Source organism: Lacrimispora struthionigena (assembly GCF_048627165.1).
Taxonomy (GTDB): Bacteria; Bacillota; Clostridia; order Lachnospirales; family Lachnospiraceae; genus Lacrimispora.
Genome location: NZ_JBMBWP010000001.1, coordinates 348,724 through 371,459, shown reverse-complemented (window position 1 = coordinate 371,459; position 22,736 = coordinate 348,724). Strand labels below are relative to the sequence as shown.

Here is a 22,736-nt window from a genome sequence, read left to right as displayed (position 1 = left end):
TATCTTATTTTATGAGTGGTCGACGCAGTGGTTTTTGGGTATGAGAATGGTAACCGTCGTCCCCTTTCCATATTCGCTTTCTATTTCAAGTTTTCCTCCATGCAACTCGATTATTTTCTGGGAGATGGATAAACCGATCCCTTCCCCAGCTGATTGATCCTCTCCTTTATAAAAGGATCTGGTCACATAAGAAAGATCTTCGGGCTTAATGCCTGTACCAGAATCCCGGATTGTAATTTTAACCCAATCGGGTTCCTTTTTCTGATCCACAAAAATGATACTGTGCTTATTTGAGAATTTAATACTATTATCTATTACATTTAGCAGTACCTGTTTCAGTTTATCCCCATCTCCGTAAACTTCTAAAAAATCAGTGCTGGTCTCAAGCTGTATGTCCTTCTTTTCTGCTTTTTTCTGTAATTGAAACACCACTTCCAAAACCAGTTCTTCTATATTAACCTGCCCAAATGAAACTGTCACCCGGTCCGACTGGTATCTGGAAAAGTCAAGCAGGGTTTCTACCATAGTGATTAACCGCTCAGTTTCATGTTCGATTATCTTAAGACCAAACTCCATCTCCTCTTCCTGTAGCCCCTCAGGCCCTCTCATGGTTTCCACCCACCCCTTAATTCCGGTCAGAGGAGTGCGAAGTTCATGGGATATGGAAGAGATGAAATCATTTTTTAACTGATCCGCTTTTCCAATTTCATCTCCCATATGGTTTAATATGGTTACCAGTTCTCCCGCTTCATAAGGATACTGCTTATTGATTTTCTCCCGGTAATTACCCTCAGCCATTTTTCTTGTTAAAGAGATAATATCTTCCAGTGGTTTTACAATGGAATTTCCAAGATGTAGGCTGACAAAAAAAGTGATGGCTGCAATTACAGTACAGGTAAGCAGTGCATAAGAAAAAAACCTTAAAATAGTGCTGTCCGCCGGCTTTAAGGAGGTGGTATATCTTAATATCCCCACCACCTGCTCTTCATACAAAAGAGGCGTGTATACAGCCATAATCCGTTCTTTTGCCTGGCCGTTTTTTTCCACCCTGTAAACAGTTTTTCCGTCAGGCACCTGGGGATCTATCCAGTAACTTCGGTCTTTGTAAAATCCGGTTGAAGACTGAATCATCTGTCCGCTCCTGCTTAACAGCTCTAAATCTGCACCCTGAAACGTATAGTCTTTAATGATCTGGTCACTGAAGTCCGACAGCCGGAACGATCGGGAATCAGACTGCCCATCCCAAACGGGAATAACCGCCTGGGCATAGTGTTCGAAGGTATCTGATATCTGCTGATATAAATATTTTTTTACTCCAATACCAAAACTAGCCAGTACAAGACCCAGTGTAAGAAGGATGATTATCATAAAATAGGCCATTACTTTCCGTTTCAATCAATCACTCCTTCCAAATATATCCATATCCCCATTCCGTACACAGGTACGCTGGATTTGCCGGGTCATCTTCAATCTTCCTTCGGATCCGCCTGATGTTCACATCAACCACCTTTAGATCTCCCACATAATTTTCTCCCCATACCTGATCTAAAATCTGGTTTCTGGTAAAAACCCTGTTTTTGTTTCTGATAAAGAACTGAATGAGGCTGAACTCCGTAGGCGTCACCTTTACGGCAAACCCCTTTCGTATTAACCGGTTCTTTTCAAAATCCAGCTCAAATGGCCCGGAACAAAGCCTTGTCCCATTCTGGTCAAAGGATCTTAAATCCATACGGCGCAGAAGAGAAATGATTCTGGCCTCCAGTTCTGTCATACTGAATGGTTTTGTGATATAATCATCGGCTCCCTGAATCAGTCCCTTGATTTTATCCTCTTCCTGGGAACGTGCTGTCAACATAATAATCCCCGCCTGAGGACTTAAATCTCTCATTTTCTCACAGACAGCAAATCCATTGATACCTGGAAGCATGAGGTCAAGCAGCACCACATCCACCGGGTTGGACGCAAACAGTTCAAGTGCTTTCTCACCGGTTTCTGCTTCCAGAACCTCATACTTCTTTCTCCTTAAATTCAGGCAGATAAAGCTTCTGATGGAAAGCTCATCCTCAACTACCAGTATTGCTTTCATTTTCCTCCCCCATCAGGTGAAACTGGTCTCTGGATATAGGCAGTTCATCTTTTGACTCAGTATAATAGATGGTATCGTTTGTCTTGCCCAAAATGGTGCCATGCTGGCCAGCATCATCGTTCTTTGCCCATTTCACTTCAAACACGGTTTCTCCCCCTGAAACGGTTACAAGCTGTACACCCTGTTCCAATCGTTTTACCGTGATCTTACCGTTTAAATCCGATGGAATGGAAATATAAAAATGCTGCCCTTCTTCTGTATAACGTTCCTCAACAGCCGTTTTCGATCCATCCAGCTTATAGTCATAATAAACCTGGATAAATGGAATCTCAGCCATAGCAGCATCTTCATACCCGTTTGGTATATACATTCCTCCTGCCTCAATGACACCGTCTCCGTTTATATCTCTGCTGTAAAGAGGATATTCCTTCATCAGAGTACTGTCGTTGTCATCTCCCACTTTTATCAGTTTTCCGTCTTTCACTCCAAGAATTTCCGTTAACATGGAATGGGCACCCAGTCCGCTGTCAACAAAGACGCCATCTGCCCCATCTGCCAGAAGTCCGGCTGTGATTTGTTCCGGGACTGCCTGGGGATTTAACTCCACGCTGGAACGGGATATCAACTGACCTGTCTCATAGGAAAACAGTTCTGCTTTCTGTTCTTCCTCTATTTTTCCGTCCAATAAAAATATAGAAGGGGTCTGGCTGTTTCCAAACTGCCTGATTAAAAGCTTTTCATAACTGCGGTTTTCCTTTTGCACTAATTGCCCCTGATTAAGCTCATAGATGAACAACTGCTTTGGGCTTTCCGGACCGGAAATCTGTCCGCCTGCCATGATCTCCTTTTTTCCGTCTCCATCTAGATCCACCACTTCAAATGAATCAAACGAGGAAAATCCGGTCTCCTGATCCCATATTTTTTCGTAACTTCCGTCCTTTTCCTGTAACATCAGGAAATGTGCCTGCTTATTATCCCTGGTATCCCGATATAAAACCAGCACTTCCTGTTTCCCGTCCTGATTGATGTCATCAAGAACGATGCTTTGTTTCTTATCTGAATGATCAGCCGTTAAATATTCGGCACCTGCAGGCAGGATACTTTTTATTTTCTGTGTAAGATCCTCTTCTTTTGAATTTTCCGCTTTGGGCTGCTGTATGAACCCCGCCTGATTGCCGGAATAACTGCATCCGGTTAAGTATGCGGTCATTGCAGCTGCGACCGCTGCCTGCAACAGGATCTTTTTATTTTTTCTTTTCATGTTTGTGTCTCCGTCTCTTTTCAAGCTGCTGTGATTCTGCCATTAAAAATCATTCTTCAACAGATACAATCCATAGGTGACCTGGGTATTTGTATCGTAGTTAATGGACAGATAGATATCGTTATATTTAAAATGAGCATCCCCGTTCCGGTCGCTGACCGGATCTTTTAACACTTCTTTAAATTTGTCAATTTTTTCACCCAATTTCACACCATGAATGTCAAAATCCGGATCCATTACAAAAATCTGCTCTGCTGTCTTGTAATTCGTCTGATCGAACCAGATGCGGATTCCGGCTTTTTTAAATTCCAGACCTCCCTCGTCAATCTTCTCCGGCTCCTCGCCTAAGTTTTTCACCAGCTCCTCTTTTGTAAGGCCCAACAGAGCGATATAGCGGTCTAACAGGGCTGACTCATTTTCTGCTGCCGTAGAACTTTCCTTTGCAGCCTCAGTCTGGATTATGGAAGGGGCAATGGATTCTTTCGTGCTACCAGCTGTCCTGTCTGTTTCTTTTATACTGCATCCGCTTATTTCCAACATACTGAAAAGCAGTAATGCAGCCAGCAGCCTCCTGCTGTATTTTTTATTATTTTTTCCCATGATACGTCTCATGATATCCTCCTTGGAATTTATTTCTTACAATAGCAGTATAACCCGTAATGAAATAAAATTGGTTACAAAGACATTACAATTTCATGATTCTTTTCCAAATAAAGAAGGGAGCGTTTTCATAACGCCCCCCCCTGTCTGTTTCCTGTATTCTGATCCCTTTATTTTTCACCACCATCTGCCAGTTGGTTCAGGCCCTCGCCGGCAATGCGGTATACGGTCCATTCATCCATTGCCTCTGCTCCCATGGAGCGATAAAAATCGATGCTGGGCTGATTCCAGTTCAGGCACCACCACTCCAGTCTTCCGCAGCCACGTTCTCTTGCAATGGCACCTAATTTCTTGAAAATGGCTTTTCCAATTCCCTTACCTCTGTATTCAGGCTTTACAAACAGGTCTTCCAGATAGATCCCGCCTCTGCCCAGGAATGTGGAGAAATTATGGAAAAACAATGCAAATCCTACTTCTTTCCCGTCTGCAAGTGCAAAAATCACTTCTGCTTTTTTCTGCATAAACAGCCATTCTTTTAAAAGTTCTTCTGTAGCAACCACATCATCTGACATTTTCTCGTAATCTGCCAGTGCTTTAATGAATTCCAGAATCAGAGCAGTATCTGATTCCTGTGCATATCGAAAGGTCTGTTCCATTATATTTCTCCTCATGTAAATGTATTTTTATACAGTATACCGTATTTATTTTATTTTTTCCAGAACATGCTTAATCCGCGGCATCATTTTTTTCGTATACAGATATCCGCTTTCCATGCATTCCTCCATATATTCAAAGGTTAAAAGCCCTGACCCTTTGGGAATCGGTGGCTTTAACAGAAGAATCTCACCGCTGGAACGGCAGTCCTTTAACTCCCTGCTCATAATGGAAAATGAATGGAACGCAATCTCCATGATGGAATGATCCTTTGGCATTTCATATGCTTCCCCAATATCAACTGCAATGACGTTTGATACTCCCGTTGAAATCAGTAAGTCTACCGGAAGATTGTTGGTCACTCCCCCATCCACCAGCAAAAAGCCATTAATCTGCCTTGGGCAGAATACTGCTGGAACAGAAGAGCTTGCCATCATAATGTCACATAAAAGCCCATTTTTCTGCCATCTCACATTTTCTTCCCGAAGTGCTGACATAGGAACCTTTTCCTGAAAAAGATTTGTAAATACAACCGTATTTCCGCTGTTAATATCCACTGCCGGGATTAACAGCCCCGTCTTACAATCCTGTATTTCTATCCCTTCGGTTAAATCGCAGAGAAAATCAGAAAGCCGGTTACCTTTAATTAAGCCCATTAAAGATGTCTTTCTATGAAGCAGCACCTGGGGCAGAAATAAAATGACACCGATTATATTGGGATCAATATAATTTTCTCCGTGGGCTGCCAGCCATCTCACTGTATCTCTCATCTTTCCAATATCCATTCCGGATGCGTATAATCCAGCCACAATACTTCCTGCACTGGCTCCTGCTACCTGGGTGGGCAAAAGACCATTTTCTTCTAACGCCGTAAGAACGCCTACATGAACCGCTCCTCTGGTTCCTCCTCCTGCTAACGCAAGCCCATAATCCGCCATGTTTTTTTCTCCTTGCCTGGAAGAAACGTTTCAGGAAAATGTATGCTTTTTTCTGTTCATTTATAACCTGACGGGATGAAGGAGGACAGCAAAAAGCCGGAAAGCAACAGGGTCTTCCCTTTCACTTTCCGGCGTCTTATATGGTTTTAATTCCCGCCTGCATAATAGGCATCGATTCCATCTGCAATTCCTTTTACAATCTTGTCGCGATATTCATCGGTGGCCATCTTTTTATCTTCTTCTGCATTACTCATAAAGCCCATCTCCACGATGGTTACCGGTATTTTACACCAGTTAATTCCGCTCATGGAATCAGTCTCCTGTACCCCACGGTTTTTAAATCCGGTCTGGCTGCTGATTCCGTTTACCACTGTTTTAGAAAGAGCGGAACTTTTACCGTACAGATTGGCGTTATAAGGATTCTTAGAAGTCTGACACATGGTCAGGACTCCGGCTACAGAGCTGTCGTTTAATGAATTAGCATGAACCCTTACAAAAATATCCGCTCCGCTTTCGTTTGCCATATTGGCACGCTCTGCATTGCTGATATTCACATCATGGGTCTCGCGGATCATATAAACACGATACCCCCGGTTCAGCAGCTCCTGCTTTAATTTAAGGGAGACATCCAGAGTCAGCTTATATTCTGGTATACCCGTAGACACACCCTGGGTTCCGGAAGCCACCTTTGGTTTCATCTGAGAGGATCCTGGTCCGATGGGTTCCTTTTGTGAGTTCCCCTTTGCCTGGTGTCCCGGATCAATGGCAATAAGCTTTCCGTTACCGCTTCCTGAAACGGAAGGAGTGACTGCTGCCTTATCCGCCGGCTTGTCCTTGGATAAATAACGGGAAGACACATAGCATTCTTTGTTCTCATAGATAACGCGGCTCCAGCTCTGGCTGTATCCGGTTCGCTTCAGTGCCGCTCCCTGATTAAGAGTGGCTGCTATCTGTCCGGAAGAAGATGGCTGTGTCCTGACATTCACTCCGCTGCCAGTCACATAAACCGTCTCATCTGCTTTTTGAAACTCAGGAGCTGTCTCCTTCGTCACAGAAGCTTCGTGAGAGCTTTTTTCCGCCGTCTTTTCCGTATCGTCTTCAATGGTTACAGGAGCACTTTCAGCCTCCTGGGATAATTCTCCTTTTGCTTCTTCTACTGCAGGAGTCTGTATGGCTTCATATTTTTTCCCGCAGCCAGAAAGCAGAAACAGACAAAAAAGCAGGACGGCAGGAACCATCCATCTGCTTGATTTTTTTCTGATTATCACAGTATGGTTCCTCCTCCCACTACATACTCGCCCTGGTAAAATACCACAGCCTGTCCGGGAGTGATCGCTCTTTGCGGCTCCTCAAATCTGCATTCCACCACGCCGTCCTCCACCTCTTTTATGGTACAGGGGGCGCCTTTGTGGCTGTAACGGATCTTTGCCATTACCTCCATCTCTTCTCCATAAATACCGTCAACTGCCATCCAGTTTAAATGACCGGCACGAAGGGTGTCAGAATAGACATCCTCTCCTGTTCCAATCACCACTTCGTTTGTATCAGGGCGTATCTCCACAACAAAAACCGGGTAGCCAAGGGATAAATTAAGTCCCTTTCTCTGGCCTACGGTGTAATGAGTGATTCCTTTATGGCGTCCAATGACCTGGCCGTCCAGATCCACAAAATTACCTTCCGGGGCCCGCTCTCCTGCGCTCTCTTCAATAAAACCGGCATAATCATGATCTGGAATAAAGCAGATCTCCTGGCTGTCCGGTTTATGAGCAACGTTTAGATTGATCTGGTCAGCAATAGCCCTGATCTGATCTTTGGAATAAGCACCTACCGGCATCAGGGTGCAGGCCAGCTGGTCCTGTGTTAAGTTATAAAGAGCATAGGTCTGGTCTTTCGCAGCAGTCACTGACTTTTTAAGGGCATATCTGCCGTTTGGAAGCCGGTCGATCTGGGCGTAATGACCTGTGGCAATATAATCCGCTCCAATATCTAAACTCCGCTTTAAAAGAGACTCCCACTTGACATAGCGGTTACAGGCGATACAGGGATTGGGAGTCCGTCCTCTCTGGTATTCCTCTACAAAGTAATCGATAACCTGTGATTTAAATTCTTCTTTAAAATTCATAACATAATAAGGAACTCCAAGATCCCAGGCAACTCTTCTGGCATCGTCCACGGCACTGAGCCCGCAGCAGCCTCCGTTTTCTTCCTGGGTCACGTTATCCTCGTCCTGCCAGATCTGCATGGTCACCCCGATTACGTCATAGCCCTGTTCCTTTAACAGCCAGGCTGCAACGGAAGAATCCACGCCGCCTGACATTCCAACTACTACTTTCGCTTTACTCATAGTATTCCATTTCCATTAATATTCTTCTTCTACTTCTTCCTCGCCGATATCAGACTTTGGCTTCTCCAAGCCTTCAATCTTAATGTCATGCTTGGTTGCATAATCCCACAACGCAGCATGGATTGCTTCTTCGGCCAGCAAGGAGCAGTGGACTTTTACAGGGGGCAACCCATCAAGTGCCTCACATACGGCCTTATTGGTAACCTCCATAGCTTCCTGAACTGATTTTCCTTTTACCATCTCTGTTGCCATACTGCTGGTAGCAACTGCTGCACCGCAGCCAAATGTTTTAAACTTCACATCCTGAATAATCTGATTGTCATCAATATCCAGATAAATTCTCATAATATCGCCGCATTTTGCATTACCAACTGTACCCATGCCGCTGGCGTTCTCTATTTCACCCACATTTCTCGGGTGTTCAAAATGATCCATAACTTTCTCTGTATACATATTCTATATTCTCCATTTTCTGGTAATTCATCTACCCTGTACTAGTTTCCCTGATGTCTGATATAATCCTCATAAAGAGGGGACATACTGCGCAGTTTTGCTACGATCTCCTTAATTGCTTCCACCACATAATCCATCTCTTCTCTGGTATTTACCTCATCGAGGGTCAGACGGAGAGAACCGTGTGCGATCTCATGAGGAAGGCCGATTGCCAGAAGCACATGAGACGGATCTAAGGAACCGGAAGTACATGCTGAACCGCTGGATCCGCAGATTCCTTTCATATCCAGCATGATCAGTAAGGATTCACCCTCAATAAACTGGAAGGCAAAATTTACGTTATTGGAAAGGCGGCTCTTTCTGCTGCCGTTAATTCTGGTGTATGGAACTTCTTTCATGACACGTTCCATTAAATATTCACGAAGCTCGGTCTCTTTGCGGGTTCTCTCTTCCATTCCTGCGACTGCAAGCTCTACCGCTTTTCCGAAACCTACGATTCCTGTTACATTCTCTGTACCTGCACGGCGCTTTCTTTCCTGACCGCCGCCATGAACAAAGGAACGAGACTTAACGCCTGTTCTGATATATAAAAATCCAATTCCCTTTGGTCCGTTAATCTTATGACCGCTGGCACTTAACATATCAATGTGGTATTCATCTACGTTAATGGGCACATGACCGAATGCCTGAACTGCATCCGTATGGAATAAGATCTTATGCTCTTTTGCTATCTCACCAATTTCCTTAATGGGTTCAATGGTGCCGATCTCGTTATTGGCAAACATGATAGAAATGAGGATGGTGTCTGGACGAATGGCTTTTTTCAGCTCGTCTAACTTTATGGAACCATTCTCATCTACATTCAGATAAGTGATATCAAAACCGCGTTTCTCCAGATATTCACAGGTGTGAAGCACGGCATGATGCTCGATTTTACTGGTAATGATGTGTTTTCCTTTGTCTGCATAGGCTTCTGCTGTTGCAATGAGAGCCCAGTTATCGGATTCAGAACCGCCGGCTGTGAAATAAATTTCGTTCGTCTTGGCGCCGAGAGAACTCGCAATGATCTCTCTGGAATCCTGAACCGCTTTCTTTGAGATACCGGAAAATTCGTATACGGAAGAAGGATTACCATAATATTCCGTAAAGTAAGGCAGCATGGCTTCTACGACCTCTGGTCTGGTTTTGGTCGTCGCTGCGTTGTCTAAATAAATCAGTTGCTTCATATTTGTTAGTTCCGCCTTTCTGTAGTTCTAAAGTTAAAAGCTTCATCTACATTTCCTATTATACACACATTTCCTAGAAATTCAATAGGAATGATTCTCATTATGATTGTGTCATGAAGAAAGAACAATTTCCATATATTTATAATAATTCTCATTTTCAGGAGATTTCATGAATGATTCTCTAAAGATCCCCAGAAAACTTTCAAAAAGAAAATATGCGCTTCTGACCGGCACCCTTCTTCTGACATCAGCCGGGCTCATCACCCGGGTGCTGGGCTTTTTTTACCGGATCTTTCTCTCCCGTACCATTGGAGCTGAGGGTCTGGGTATTTTTAATCTGATTCATCCGGTTTTTGGAATCTGCTTTGCCCTTTGTGCAGGATCCATTCAGACCGCCATCTCCCAGTCCGTAGCCGCTAATGTGAAGAAGGGCCGTTCTGTTTTTCGCAGCGGTCTTATCATTTCAGTGGCTATTTCCATGATCCTTGCTTATCTTATTATTCAGTTTAAGGATTTTATCGCCAGTTCTATTTTAATGGAACCTCGCTGCGCGCCATTACTTACGTTTCTTGCCGTATCTGTTCCCTGCGCGGCGATTCATGCCTGTATCAACGGTTACTATTATGGTATGCAGCGTCCCTCCGTTCCGGCATTGGCACAGATCATGGAGCAGATTATAAGAATCGGCGCTGTTTTCCTCATTGCTGACATTATGATCCAGTCGGGAATTACCATTACTGTCCAGCTGGCAGTTATGGGACATTTAATCGGGGAGATTGCATCTTCTCTCTTTACGGTTTTTGCCTACCGCTTTTTCCCGCCAAAAATGGCCAAAGATTTTGCTTATGATTCCTCCCATTTTGGCGAAACGGCTCCGGGACTTCTTCACCTGGCAGTTCCTCTTATGGGAAACCGGCTGGTATTAAATATTCTTGCCAGTGCAGAGGCCATACTGATTCCCAGCAGACTGCAGATGTCCGGTCTTTCGGATTCGGCCGCATTTTCTGTATACGGTGTTTTAACCGGAATGGCACTGCCCTTTATTTTGTTCCCTTCCACTGTATTTAATTCCCTTGCAGTACTATTACTTCCTACTGTGGCAGAGGCCCAGTCAGAGGGAAATGAGAAACGGATCGGAACAGCGATTTCCATGTCTCTTCGTTACTGTATGTATGTGGGAATTCTTTGCATTGGTATATTTACTTTATTCGGCAATGATTTGGGAGTCAGTGTGTTTAAAGACAGTTCTGCCGGACAATATATGACAGTGCTGGCATGGCTCTGCCCGTTTCTTTACATGGCTACCACCATGGGAAGTATCTTAAACGGGCTGGGCAAAACCTCCATCACGTTTACCCAGAACGTCATTGCCATGACTCTCCGGTTATTATTTGTGCTTTTTGGTATCCCCCGTCTGGGAATATTTGCATACCTGGTGGGAGCTCTGGCAAGTGAACTGCTGCTTGCTTTCATGCATGTGCTGACTTTGAAGAAAATGGTGGAGTTTGTGTGGAATGCATGGGATATGATTGCAAAACCATCGGCACTCATGATACTGGCTATTGGAATCTATTACGCAGCTTTTTCCTTTATTGATCCATTTGGAGGCCTTCCTTTGTTTATTAAAACGGCATTACATATCTTGATTTTAAGTATCTTTTATCTGGTACTGCTGTTTGGAGCTCACATTATTAAGCACGGGGAAGAGTAAAGGTATAAAGCGCTGTTTTCCTACTCCTTGCGTTGAATTTCATGGTATAGTATAATATTTGTATATCACTTACAAAAGGAGAATCCGGTTCCCATGAATATAAAAGAAGCCTGTTCCTGTACCCAGCTTTTTCAAAACATATCTGAAAAATCAGCGGCGGCACTGATGGCCTGTGGCAGCCTGAGGCGTTTTCCAAAAGGATCACACCTGTTTTGGGATAAAGAAATGAACCAGACGCTTTATATAGTAGTAACCGGTTTCGTATCCCTTTATAAGATTAATTCCCAGGGGGAGAGAAAAACCATTTTTCTATTGGGAAAAGGGGAAATGGTGAATGAAGAAGTTTTGCAGAATATGCCCGCCTCCATTAACTGCGAAGCCTTTGAACCATCTGTAGTTCTGTGCTTTGGAAAGATGGATTTTTTAGAGGTCATGCGTCATGATTTTGAACTGACAAAACTGATTCTTGATTCCCTTGCTTTAAAAAACCGCCGCTTATACCGACAGTTAAAAAATACTTCCAACTCCATACATGGGGAAAAGAAGATCGCAGCAAAGCTGTGGCGGCTTTCCAAGGATTACGGCATTCCCGATGAGGAAGGGACCTTAATCAATATGGAATTAAGCATTACTTATCTGGCTGATATGCTGGGATCCAGACGGGAAACCGTATCCCGTCAGTTAAAGCATTTAACCGATCAGGGGCTGGTCCGTGTTCTAAGAGGTAAAATCATCATTCCTGACAGAGATGCCCTGTCTGCATTTTTTAAGGGAATTAATTGCTGATTAAGACTTTTACCGCAGCTGTAAGACCAGCTAGCTTTTCCGCTGCATCACAGCTTTCAGAGCCTTTTACGCCGATATAGCATTTTATCTTCGGTTCAGTTCCTGACGGACGGATACAACACCATGCTTCGTCAGCCAAATCAAAATACAAAACATTGGAAAGCGGAAGGTATGTAGGAAACTCTGCCCTGCTTTCCAAATCTTTTACCACACCGGTTTCGTAATCACGGAATTTTATCACTGGAAAAGTTCCGATGCAGGACGGAGGATTTTTTCTGATCGATTGCATTATTCCATTTATTTTTTCTGATCCATCCATTCCCTTAAAAATGATGGTGCTGAGATTTTCCCGATAATAACCATATTTCTTGTATAAATACTCCATTTGCTGACAAAGACTTCTTCCCATTGTGTGATAATAAGCTGCCGCTTCACATAGTACCATTGCTGCGACTACCGCATCCTTATCCCTGGCATGCGTTCCCTCAAGGCAGCCATAGCTTTCCTCATAGCCAAATAAAAAGTTATGGCTGCCGCTTTGCTCAAAGAGTTTTATCTGCTCTCCGATGTATTTAAAGCCAGTCAGCGTTTCTATTAATTCCACTCCATAAGCTTGTGTAATTACCTTGGACATCTTGCCGGATACTATCGTTGTTACTACTGCACCATTCTTAAGAAGCTCATAATTTTCTTTTTTCTGTGATAAGATATACTCTAGGATAAGCATTCCCGACATATTTCCAGTAAAGGATACATATTCCCCGCTTTCGTCGTTCTTTGCATAGACTCCCAGGCGGTCTGCATCCGGATCCGTAGCAAGAATAATATCTGCATCCACCTCTTTTGCCTGCTTAATGGCCAGGGAAAAAGCGTTACTGTCTTCCGGGTTGGGATAATTTACCGTTGGGAAATTTCCATCCGGAATTTCCTGCTCAGGCACTACATAAACCTGCTCAAAGCCAAGTTCTTTTAAGATACGGCGCACCGGTAAATTACCGGCTCCATGAAGAGGGGTATATACAATTTTCAACTTCTTTTGCTGTTTAAGAATTATTTCCGGGTGAATTACCAGCTTTTTTAATTCCTCTATATAGCAGTCTTCTAATTCCTTTTCAATTACGTGGTAAAAACCCTTTTTTATTGCTTCTTCCAATTTCATGGTCCTGACCTGTGCGTAATTCGTAACTTTCTTTACCTCTCCGATTATTTCCTTGTCTTTTGGAGCAGTAATTTGTGCACCATCTTCCCAATACACCTTATAACCATTGTATTCAGGTGGATTATGGCTGGCTGTAATCACAACTCCGGCAATGCACCCCAGCCTTCGAACTGCAAAGGAAAGCATTGGTGTGGGTTTCAATGAATCAAATATGTAAGTGCCGATTCCGTTTGCTGCCAGGCAAAGAGCCACCTCCTGAGCAAACTCTGGGGAATGATTCCTGGAATCATAGGCAATGGCTACACCTCTTTTTTCTCCCTTTTCCCTGATAATGTAATTAGCCAGCCCCTGGGTTGCCCTGCGCACCGTATAGATATTCATTCGGTTTGTTCCTGCTCCCATTATTCCTCTTAGTCCTCCGGTCCCAAATTCCAGTTCTTTATAAAAACGGTCCTGAATCTCCGTCTCATTATCCTTAATGGCAAGCAGTTCCTTTTTAATCCTCTCATCAAAAAATGGATTTTTACACCATGATTCATATTCGTTTCTGGCTTCCATCTTATTTTCTCACATTCTCTTTCTGGCGCTTATTCATAACAGCTCCTTGATACGGTAAATCCCAAAATGATAAATTTATTTCCCTGGCTATACTCATTTTTCATGATACGTACCGTATGTTGACCTGTGGTTCCATTTGTCAGAAGCAGCTTGTAATCCGCATGGCTTCCCCAGCTTCCATAAAAATATGTATCGATCGTATCGATATACCGGTCATCCACATACACATCAAAAATCCCATAGCTCTTTTCCATTCCTCCATAATAAATCAGTCCAATGTTGGTGGCATTTTCAATTGTAACTGTAATATCTGCCCCCGTGTCAGTCTGCCACCCATATGGGAACTGAGCATTTTCTACCGTGACCCTGGACACATTGCTGCCTGATATGGAAATGCCAGCCTTGCTGCCGGAACGATGATCCAGAATTTCACCATTTTCATATCTGGATTCAGTCAGAGTATCTTCCGGCATCTCATAGATACCGAAATCGCCGTCACTTTGACTCTTCATCTCCTCCAGTACCTTTTGGTAGAAGCAGTTCAAACACCGTGATATGATCTTATGTCCAGCATTATTGGGATGTGTGAAGTCATTGGAAGGACCTAACTGGTTCCACTGTAACGTTCCATTTTCAAGCCTTGGCCCCACTACGTCTCCATAGCTGATTACGGAGACGTTATAATGATCTGCGATTATTTTATGGTACTGGCTGTAATTAATGCATTGGCCTTCCTGTGAAAACTGGGTCAGGCACAAGGCCACTACTGCAGGCTTTGTCTTGTACTTAAGTATTCTCCGCAATAAACTTTCATAGCTCTCCTGATTATGGCTGCGATAGTCGTTTACACTAAATTCGACAACCACCAGATCAGGATTCTTAAAAAGTACATCTTGCGCAACGCGATGGACACCAAGATAGGAATCCGTGGCTCCAATACCGGCATTGACATAGTTAATCTTTGCATTAGGAAACGTTTTCTTCCACCACTGAGTAGTTCGGTATGCGAAACAATTGGTCTCTTTGGGATCTGCGCTGGAACCATTGGTAATAGAACCGCCCAGATAAGAAATTGTCACTGACTCCCCTCTATATGCTTTCTTAAAAACATTTATGAGACGCGACAGATTTCCCTTACTGTACACACTGTTATCTGCTATTTCCTGATCCGTCACAGCCTCCATGCCGGATATTAGCGTTCCATCATCAATTAATTTTCCATTCATTCCCAGACACCCTCCGATACACTTTCTATAAATGCACATAGCTCATCTGCCATCTGCTCCGCCTCCATGATACGTATGTGACCAGGAGTCCCCACACCATTTTTTGAGTATAGAAAATGAACAATTTTGTCATCCTTAAGTTCACGGCACACCCTGCCAATAGAAGTATCCCAATTCCCATTATGCTCCAATATGGTAGTTGAAAGAATAATGAGCGCCTTCGGATACTTTTCCCGGATTTTCTGTATCCAGGTTTTATAAGTTAACCGCCAGAGCTGAGCTTTTTCCCCTTCTATATCCGCCTTCATGTAATCTTCAGGATTATTGTCATTTTGTCCAATTGCCACAATTACCACATGGGGAATATACTTATGGAAATCCCAATCCATGACGGATCCAAGCTGAGGATTATAATGTACTTTATCCCAGACGTTTTCCATCCCCAGATACTGAGGTGCTAAGAACCAGCCGGTTCCGTTTTTCAGGGCGATTCCTCCCTGTGCTATAATATGGATTTCAGCCTTTAATTTTCTGGCTGCTATCCAGCCAAATGAATACCAGCTGTTAGAGTACTCTCCGCTGTGCCAGGGGTCTGCCTTTCCGGCATACGCGGTTGCCTCTGACACCTCTCCTGCAGAAACGGAATCTCCGTAGACTTCAATCCTGCGCACTGGTCTTACCAGACTATCCGTCAAATTTCCTGTTCCGGTCAGAGTCAGTTCCTGGATTGTAAATATATGGCAGGAATCCTGACGTTTGAATATCATAATACGGTGTTCCTTCTCCTCCAGGTTCTCAGCCAGAACGATTTTTCTGCTTCCTGTATCCGCAAGCCGTTCTTTTCTTTGTACTCCATCCACAATGATTCCTATATAGTTATCCCAATAGGCTCTTTGATTATCTATGACAACTGATGCCCCTGTTCCTAGAAAGGTAAAGGAGAGAGAGCTGGCTGGAAAGATAAATACCGGGCGACTGGGGTCCGTATTGTCGATTCGTCCGCTGTAGCGGAGCTTACGATCATCCAAATTGATTTTCATAAACAGCTCCCTTTTCACCTTTATCTTTTAATAATTTTAAATTGTCATGTATAATCCGGTATCTTTGTAATACGCAATCTGAGGAGCGAAGGGGATCCTCTGGCGTATGAAATGCATAATCCTCTAATTGATCTATTGTAGTAGTTGCCACATGCATACGTGTGTCGCAGGAAGCATAATACAGGTAAACTTCACCATTTTCCCTGGCAATTGCACCATTGGTAAACACTACATTTGATACATCCCCCACCCGTTCCATTCCTAACGGCGCCAGAAACAGACCAGATGGTTGGGCAATCACTTTGGATGGGTCATTTAGATCCGTTGCAAAAACATAAAGTACATAGCGAAGTCCTGCTGCTGTATTGCGCACTCCATGAGCAATATGAATCCAGCTTTTCTTTCCCTTAATAGGAACTGCACCAGCGCCGTTTTTCACTTCTGTCAACGTATGGTAGACCCGATGGCTGATAATTTTCTCCTCCTCAATCACGGCATGTGCTATATTTTCACAGAGTCCGAACCCGATTCCTCCACCGCTGCCCGTCTCAATAAAGCCATCCATTGGCCTGGTATAAAATGCATACTTTCCATTTACAAATTCTGGATGCAAAACTACATTTCTCTGCTGTGGCGAATGCAGAGTGGTCAGGTTATCAAGGCGTTCCCAGGTTTTTAGATCTTTTGTTCTTACAATTCCTGCCACGGCGACTGCCGCAGACAAATCACTGCTTTTTGTGTCCTTACTTTCAGAGCAGAAGACGCCGTAAATAAAACCATCCTGGTGCTTTGTCAGCCGCATATCGTAAACATTGGTTTCTTCCGGGCAGGTATCGGGAAGTAAAACGGGATAATCCCAAAATTGGAATTCATCAATTCCGCTGATGCTTTCTGCCACAGCAAAAAAAGATTTTCTGTCATTTCCCTCAACCCTTGCTACCAGATAAAATTTATTATTTATTTCAATTGCACCAGAATTCATCACTGCATTTATGCCAAGACGTTCCATAAAAAAAGGATTTCTTTCTGCATCAAGATCGTATCTCCAGATAAGTGGTGCATGATTTCTCGTCAGTACCGGATTTTCATATCGGTCAATAATACCATTATAAAATCCGCTTTTTTTGTTTTTTTTCTTTATCAGCTGGTTGTATTTGTCAAGCTCTGTATAATATCTGCTATGAATCATGCTTTGCCCTCCTTATTACCTCAAAACACATTCTTCCATTATGGTACGGACATTTCCACGGCTCCACAATGGGCCTGCTTAACGGAATTCTATCCTGATCAAGTGCCCAGTACCATTCCGATCCGGTGCGTCGATCAATCAAGTACGTTTTTATGTAGTTCCATACAGAGTTTGCAGCTTCCAAATACTGGTGTTCCTTATGGTTCTTTTCATATCCATTTAAAAAACCAACTACAGCCTCCGCCTGAACCCACCAGACTCTTGTGGTATCATTTATCCCGTTTAAGCACTCGTTCATAAGCGAGGAGTCCACATAGGCTCTGTTATAAATATTTGCAGTTATTTCTTTTGTGATTACCCCCAGCTTATTCTTGTAATTGTTATCTCCCAGAATCTCACAGCCCCTGTCAATTAGCCATGCGGTCTCAATATCATGACCGTATGAATATAGGTCAATTAAAGAATTCCACTTCCGGTCAAAAAATACCTCCTGATGTCCAGTCTCCCGATTATAGACACGTTCTGCAAATGTATCGAGAATAAAACGCATCCGCTCTGCTACATATAGATCTTTGCTCACCCGAAAAAGCTCCGTGTAAGCTTCAAATACATGAAGCAAAGTATTCATTGTCTTATCTGCAACAATTCCATTTTCCGAAAGTTTTTCGTTATCAATGATATGAAATGCTTCATCAAAGGCTTCCTGATAACCGTATTCATCGGCACATTTTGTCTCTACCAATTTAAAGAGAGCCTTTGCAAGATCCAGCGCTTCTTCGTCTCCCGAAGCATCATAATAGGACGACAGTGCATAAATCGCAAATGCCTGATTATATGTGTGCTTAACTTTTTCTTCCGGATGTCCGTCAAATGTCACGGACCAGTACACCCCTCCGTTTTCTTTATCCAGACATTGATCTTTGAGAAATGAATAGGCATGGCTGGCATAAAAAAGGAGACTGTCTTCTTGTAAAAGCAGATACGCATTTGAAAAGAACCAGAGGATACGGCTGTTTAGTATACATCCCTTTACCGCCTTCTTATGGACCTTTAAATCATATCCCATATATCCGTAAAAGCCACCAAACTCCTTATCCTCAAGTTTCTCCCAGAAGGGAATGATATCCCTTGTGAGATGCTGTTTCATTTCCTCCGCTAACATATGCTTATCTCCTCTAGCGCAATCCTATTTCTGTATCACTTTCCGTAACCCAACTATGTTCTTTTATATAGGCCGCCACTTCCTGAACGGTTGTAAATGCCAGGCCTACGTAGCTGTCAGCCGCTCCGTAATAAATTGCAATCCTGCCGGTTTCTGAATCATGTATTGTTGCGCAGGGAAAGGTCACATTGGGTACAAATCCCCGCTCCTCATACCATTCTTCCGGTGTGAGAAGAAAATTCCTGCAGCGGTATTTCACGATGGAGGGATTGTCAATATCCAGGATTGCTCCGCCTATGCTGTACACAAAACCATTGCAGGTCCCTGTTACTCCATGGTAAAACAATAACCAGCCCTCTGTGGTTTCAATCGGAGCCGCTCCGCCCCCGATCTTCACATTCTCCCACCAGCTGTCTCCTGTTTTCCCCATTACATGCCTGTGTTTTCCCCAATAGATCAGATCGGGACTCTCCGAAATGTAAATATCACCAAAGGGCGTATGGCCGCTGTCACTGGGTCTGGAAAACATCATGAAGTTTCCTCTGATCTTTCTGGGGAAAAGGACTGCATTTCTGTTAAAAGGCAAAAAAGGATTTTCAATTCTTGTAAATGTCTTAAAATCCCTGGTCCGTGCCATCCCAATGGAAGCGCCGTAACAGTCCTGACACCACATGAGATAATAAGTTTCTTCTACTTTTACAAGCCGTGGGTCATATGCGTAAACAGGCATGAACGGTTCTCCATTCTCATCCACAAACTGTATTTTTTCACGTTCAAACTCCCAGGAAATCCCATCTGCGCTGTGTCCCAGATATATAAAAGGAACTCCATTTGTCTGTTCTCCCCTGAACACTCCCATAAATTCATTCTCATAAGGAATCACAGCACTGTTGAAAATACGGGCTACCCCCTCCAGTGGATTCCGCTTAATGATGGGATTTTTATCATATCTCCACACAGGCATCCACTTTTTTGCTCCCTCCTGTCTTTCCTGCCACGGCATATTCGGAACGTGTGATCCAATTATTCTTACTTCACTCATGATCGTTTCCTCCATTTATGTATTACAATGATTCCAGTTCCTGTTTATGCCTTGACGGCTCCCTGCGTCAGGCCACTGTAAATCTGTTTTTGACACAGGATAAAGACAGTCAAGGCAGGGATCATCGTTATAATGACTCCTGCACAAATATAATTGTACTGGTTTCCAAGAGGTCCCGTGAATTTAAACAGAGACGTCGCCACTGTCACCAGCCTGTTTTTATCCTGAAGATAAAGATTTGCTGCATAGTATTCATTATAAGTTCCCACTCCTTTTAAAATCATCACGGTAATGATCGCCGGTTTCAGAAGGGGCAGGAGCACCCGAAAAAACACTCCAAAATAGGTGCAGCCATCCATAATAGCCGATTCATCCAGGGATACGGGTATATTTTCAAAGTACTGAATGAAAATATAAATGGACATGACATCAGTACCGCACATCAGGATCATGTATCCCGCCAGGCTGTTAATCCAGCCCAGGCTATACATAATCTGATATACGGACACCTGCATGGCAATTCCGGGAAGCAGGGAAGCAAACAAAAAAAGGCTGCGGATTAAACCATTCCCGGGAAACTTGAACCGGCTTAAAATATAAGCCAGCATAGATCCTGTCAGCACAGAACCAGCCAGCACGCACACCAGAATGATTAGCGAATTCCGAAAAGCCACTCCCATATTTGCTTTCTGCCATGCCTCTATGAAATTATTTAGATAGAACCAGCTGTCCGGAAGAGTCATAACACTGGTAGTCGCATATTCTTCCGGCGTTTTGAAAGCGGTGATTACACAAACAATAACCGGAAGCACGGAAATGACAGAACCTAGGATCAATGTTGTATATTTTACAATTGTCCAAAGAATTTTCTTTAAATTGAGCTTCCTCATCTGCCGCCCTCCTCTGCCTGCTTCACGATCCGCTTCTGCCTTCTTATGGTCCGTATTGGCTCCCGATCACCAACTCCCAGAAAATACCACTCTCCCGCTTTCTGAAGCAGCGTGGCCACCAGAATTAATACAAAGAGTACGATTGCCATAGCGGAAGCCAGACCTACCTTCTGGCTTTCATGGGCCAGCTTATTCATAATGACAAAATAGGTTCCAGTTCCAAACTCACCGCCTGTTATAACATAAGGCGGCTCAAAAACGCTGAGTGAACCGGTAATGGACAGTATCATATTCAGAACAATAATTGTTTTTATACTGGGCAAAATAATATATCGGAACTTATTCCACCCAGTTGCTCCATCAATCGCCGCCGCCTCGTAAAGTGTACTGTCAACAGACATTATGGCACCGATAAACAGAACCATGTTCTGCCCCGTGTACCGCCACACGGAGGTGGCGGTGATTGAAATGTTATTGATTTTCTTATCTTTCAGCCAATAAGGCAGAGATTGCAGATCAAATCCGATCCACTGAAGAACTGTGTCCAGCACAAATCCCCTGGTATAGAAGAATTTGAATATAAAACCTACTGCGATTCCGCAAACAAGGTATGGAAAAAACAAGAACCCTTTATACAGACTGCCGCCTTTTACCCGGAAGCTTAAAACAGAGGCGAACCACAAAGCAATTCCCAACTGTACGAAGGAGGCAGCGATATAGTAACCGCTCAGCTTTAATGCCTGAAAGCAATCCTTTCTGGAAAATACTTCTGAATAATTTTTAAGACCTACGAATTTCCGTTCTCCGATGTATTTCATATCATAAAAGCTGAATTGAAACATCTTTACAAAAGGAATATATGTAAAAACCAGAAGTAATAAGAGCGGTGTGAGCATGAACGTAACCATACACAGCCTGCGGTTTACTTTTCCCGACTGAATCCACTTAAAAAAATTAAATGGTGCTCTTTTTGTGTTCATATCGTCTCCCCTTTTGCTGTCTGTCAATGAGTAATTCCGCATTTCTCCTGTGCAGCCGTCCATTTTTCATCCCACTCCGCAGCCAGCTCTTTCATTCCTGGCTGACCATTAATTGCTGCTTCTACCACAGCTTTAGCCAGACCGCCGGATACATTCACTCCCAGCTCTGATTCATTGTTCACATCATTCCCAAGGGTTTCTTCACCTGCTGGTGTGGGTAAATCATATAGAAGCCCCACTCCGTCAAAGTCTTTCAAAAAGTCCGGCAACTGGGCATTTACTTTAATCGGAATTCCACCCTGGCTCACTTCAAAGCCTGACTTATCTATGAGCCATTTGACATACAGCATTGCGGCAAGCTGATTGTCTGCTGAGCTGTTGCAGTTGATCCCGTAATTATAATCGGGTGATACGGATGTATACTGTTTTCCGTTAACAGAAATAGGGAATGGCATATATGCCACATCATCCCCATGCTCTGCCGCAGCCTTCATCTGGGCGATAGACCATGAACCAAGTGCCATACAGGCAATTTCTCCCTTGTTTAAACGGGCCTTGCTTCCTTCCCAGTCTGTAGTGGTGGGGTCTTCCTCTGTTAGCCCTCTTGAAACTGCCTCGTAAAGCAAATTATATACGGCGTAAGGTCCGGTCTGGTCCCCCCTGTCGGCAAATGGATTTTTTCCCTTAACACGTCCTTCATGTGCAAAATCCGCCTGCCCGGTAGCACATGCATCTATGTAAGCATCCCAGGCTGTCATGGTCCAACCGGCTGCAAAATTTGTATACAGCGGAATTGCATCTGTATGCTCTTTTATCTTCGAAAGAGCGTCCAAAAATTCATCCGGGGTTTTAGGAATCTCTTTCACCCCAGCCTCTTCAAATATCCTCTTGTTGTAAACAATCCCCTGAGTATTACCCATGGATGGAAGTCCATATACCTTGTTGTCATAGCTGTAATTAAACAGCATGGTATATTCTTTTGACATCTCATCTAAATTCCCAAAGGTAACAAAATAATTCTTAAGTTCATTCTTATCTACCGTGACCGGAATCATACAGATATCTCCCCAGTCTCCCGTAGTCAGCCGGGTGGTGATATCATTGGCATAATTGGTTATCCCCTCATATTCAATACTAATGTTTGGATACATTTTTTGAAACTCTGAAACATACTCTTTAAACGTCGTGTCAACAATGTCTGTTTTATGGGTCAGAAATTTTAAATTTGCCTTTAAGTCTTTATGCTCTCCCAGCTTAATCTGATCAAATGTAACTGCTATGTCTGCCTTATCTGCTCTGCTTTCCACTTTTTTATTGCAGGCCGCCAGTGAAGCGGTTAATGTTCCGGCAAGAACAATTGCCAGAAGTCGTTTCCCATATCTTACCCTCATGATAAAACCTCCCAATTATTTAATCTTTTTTAACTTAAAT

The 22,736-nt window shown here is 43.4% G+C and carries 21 protein-coding genes; 2 read left to right on the top strand and 19 right to left on the bottom strand.

The window, feature by feature from the left end:
* Positions 1-9: 9 nt before the first annotated feature.
* From ACOAOT_RS01715 to nifS, 10 genes are all read right to left on the bottom strand, one after another.
* The gene (locus ACOAOT_RS01715) at positions 10-1,395 is read right to left on the bottom strand and encodes a sensor histidine kinase (protein WP_420215369.1); all 1,386 of its coding nucleotides are present in this window, start codon (positions 1,393-1,395) and stop codon (positions 10-12) included.
* Positions 1,396-1,399: 4 nt separating this feature from the next.
* Positions 1,400-2,086 (bottom strand): response regulator transcription factor, encoded by a 687-nt coding sequence (locus ACOAOT_RS01710; protein ID WP_420215368.1) that lies wholly within the window; start codon positions 2,084-2,086, stop codon positions 1,400-1,402.
* Positions 2,064-3,347: an FG-GAP repeat domain-containing protein gene (locus tag ACOAOT_RS01705; RefSeq protein WP_420215367.1), complete on the bottom strand. Its 1,284-nt coding sequence runs from the start codon at positions 3,345-3,347 to the stop codon at positions 2,064-2,066. The genes ACOAOT_RS01710 and ACOAOT_RS01705 overlap by 23 nt, the downstream gene beginning before the upstream one ends.
* A 42-nt stretch (positions 3,348-3,389) precedes the next feature.
* On the bottom strand, positions 3,390-3,959 hold the full coding sequence (locus ACOAOT_RS01700) for a hypothetical protein (protein ID WP_420215366.1): 570 nt from the start codon (positions 3,957-3,959) through the stop codon (positions 3,390-3,392).
* Between the two features lie 158 nt (positions 3,960-4,117).
* Positions 4,118-4,603, bottom strand: coding sequence for a GNAT family N-acetyltransferase (locus ACOAOT_RS01695; RefSeq protein WP_420215365.1), 486 nt, complete (start codon positions 4,601-4,603; stop codon positions 4,118-4,120).
* A gap of 45 nt (positions 4,604-4,648) precedes the next feature.
* Positions 4,649-5,539, bottom strand: a complete 891-nt coding sequence (locus ACOAOT_RS01690; RefSeq protein ID WP_420215364.1) for a patatin-like phospholipase family protein — start codon at positions 5,537-5,539, stop codon at positions 4,649-4,651.
* A 146-nt stretch (positions 5,540-5,685) separates the two neighbouring features.
* Positions 5,686-6,807, bottom strand: a complete 1,122-nt coding sequence (locus ACOAOT_RS01685) for an N-acetylmuramoyl-L-alanine amidase family protein (protein WP_420215363.1) — start codon at positions 6,805-6,807, stop codon at positions 5,686-5,688.
* Positions 6,804-7,883: a tRNA 2-thiouridine(34) synthase MnmA gene (gene mnmA / locus ACOAOT_RS01680; RefSeq protein WP_420215362.1), complete on the bottom strand. Its 1,080-nt coding sequence runs from the start codon at positions 7,881-7,883 to the stop codon at positions 6,804-6,806. The genes ACOAOT_RS01685 and mnmA overlap by 4 nt, the downstream gene beginning before the upstream one ends.
* A gap of 15 nt (positions 7,884-7,898) precedes the next feature.
* A complete protein-coding gene (nifU, locus tag ACOAOT_RS01675) occupies positions 7,899-8,336 on the bottom strand; it encodes a Fe-S cluster assembly scaffold protein NifU (protein ID WP_104434854.1) in 438 nt (145 codons plus the stop codon).
* A gap of 41 nt (positions 8,337-8,377) precedes the next feature.
* Positions 8,378-9,562: a cysteine desulfurase NifS gene (gene nifS / locus ACOAOT_RS01670; protein WP_420215361.1), complete on the bottom strand. Its 1,185-nt coding sequence runs from the start codon at positions 9,560-9,562 to the stop codon at positions 8,378-8,380.
* Positions 9,563-9,731: 169 nt separating this feature from the next.
* Between nifS and ACOAOT_RS01665 the strand changes: the two genes are divergently transcribed.
* Together ACOAOT_RS01665 and ACOAOT_RS01660 are read left to right on the top strand one after the other, a co-directional pair.
* Positions 9,732-11,273, top strand: coding sequence for an oligosaccharide flippase family protein (locus tag ACOAOT_RS01665; RefSeq protein ID WP_420215359.1), 1,542 nt, complete (start codon positions 9,732-9,734; stop codon positions 11,271-11,273).
* Between the two features lie 93 nt (positions 11,274-11,366).
* Positions 11,367-12,059, top strand: coding sequence for a Crp/Fnr family transcriptional regulator (locus ACOAOT_RS01660; RefSeq protein WP_420215358.1), 693 nt, complete (start codon positions 11,367-11,369; stop codon positions 12,057-12,059).
* Here the strand turns inward: ACOAOT_RS01660 and ACOAOT_RS01655 are convergent.
* From ACOAOT_RS01655 to ACOAOT_RS01615, 9 genes are read right to left on the bottom strand one after another with little or no spacing between them, the layout of a single operon-like run.
* Positions 12,049-13,776 (bottom strand): phospho-sugar mutase, encoded by a 1,728-nt coding sequence (locus ACOAOT_RS01655; protein WP_420215357.1) that lies wholly within the window; start codon positions 13,774-13,776, stop codon positions 12,049-12,051. The genes ACOAOT_RS01660 and ACOAOT_RS01655 overlap by 11 nt on opposite strands.
* A 29-nt stretch (positions 13,777-13,805) precedes the next feature.
* Positions 13,806-15,002 carry an SGNH/GDSL hydrolase family protein gene (locus ACOAOT_RS01650; protein WP_420215356.1) on the bottom strand — a complete coding sequence of 399 codons (1,197 nt, stop codon included), beginning with the start codon at positions 15,000-15,002 and terminating at the stop codon, positions 13,806-13,808.
* Positions 14,999-16,042: an SGNH/GDSL hydrolase family protein gene (locus tag ACOAOT_RS01645; RefSeq protein ID WP_420215355.1), complete on the bottom strand. Its 1,044-nt coding sequence runs from the start codon at positions 16,040-16,042 to the stop codon at positions 14,999-15,001. Before ACOAOT_RS01645 ends, ACOAOT_RS01650 begins: the two co-directional genes overlap by 4 nt.
* Entirely contained in the window at positions 16,023-17,231 is a 1,209-nt protein-coding gene (locus ACOAOT_RS01640; RefSeq protein WP_420215354.1) for a glycoside hydrolase family 130 protein, read from the bottom strand. The genes ACOAOT_RS01645 and ACOAOT_RS01640 overlap by 20 nt, the downstream gene beginning before the upstream one ends.
* The gene (locus tag ACOAOT_RS01635) at positions 17,221-18,393 is read right to left on the bottom strand and encodes an AGE family epimerase/isomerase (protein ID WP_420215353.1); all 1,173 of its coding nucleotides are present in this window, start codon (positions 18,391-18,393) and stop codon (positions 17,221-17,223) included. The genes ACOAOT_RS01640 and ACOAOT_RS01635 overlap by 11 nt, the downstream gene beginning before the upstream one ends.
* Positions 18,394-18,406: 13 nt before the next feature.
* The gene (locus ACOAOT_RS01630; RefSeq protein ID WP_420215352.1) at positions 18,407-19,435 is read right to left on the bottom strand and encodes a glycoside hydrolase family 130 protein; all 1,029 of its coding nucleotides are present in this window, start codon (positions 19,433-19,435) and stop codon (positions 18,407-18,409) included.
* Positions 19,436-19,479: 44 nt separating this feature from the next.
* Positions 19,480-20,325 carry a carbohydrate ABC transporter permease gene (locus ACOAOT_RS01625; RefSeq protein WP_420215351.1) on the bottom strand — a complete coding sequence of 282 codons (846 nt, stop codon included), beginning with the start codon at positions 20,323-20,325 and terminating at the stop codon, positions 19,480-19,482.
* Entirely contained in the window at positions 20,322-21,305 is a 984-nt protein-coding gene (locus ACOAOT_RS01620) for a carbohydrate ABC transporter permease (protein WP_420215350.1), read from the bottom strand. The genes ACOAOT_RS01625 and ACOAOT_RS01620 overlap by 4 nt, the downstream gene beginning before the upstream one ends.
* Before the next feature lie 23 nt (positions 21,306-21,328).
* On the bottom strand, positions 21,329-22,696 hold the full coding sequence (locus tag ACOAOT_RS01615) for an ABC transporter substrate-binding protein (protein WP_420215349.1): 1,368 nt from the start codon (positions 22,694-22,696) through the stop codon (positions 21,329-21,331).
* Positions 22,697-22,736 lie beyond the last annotated feature (40 nt).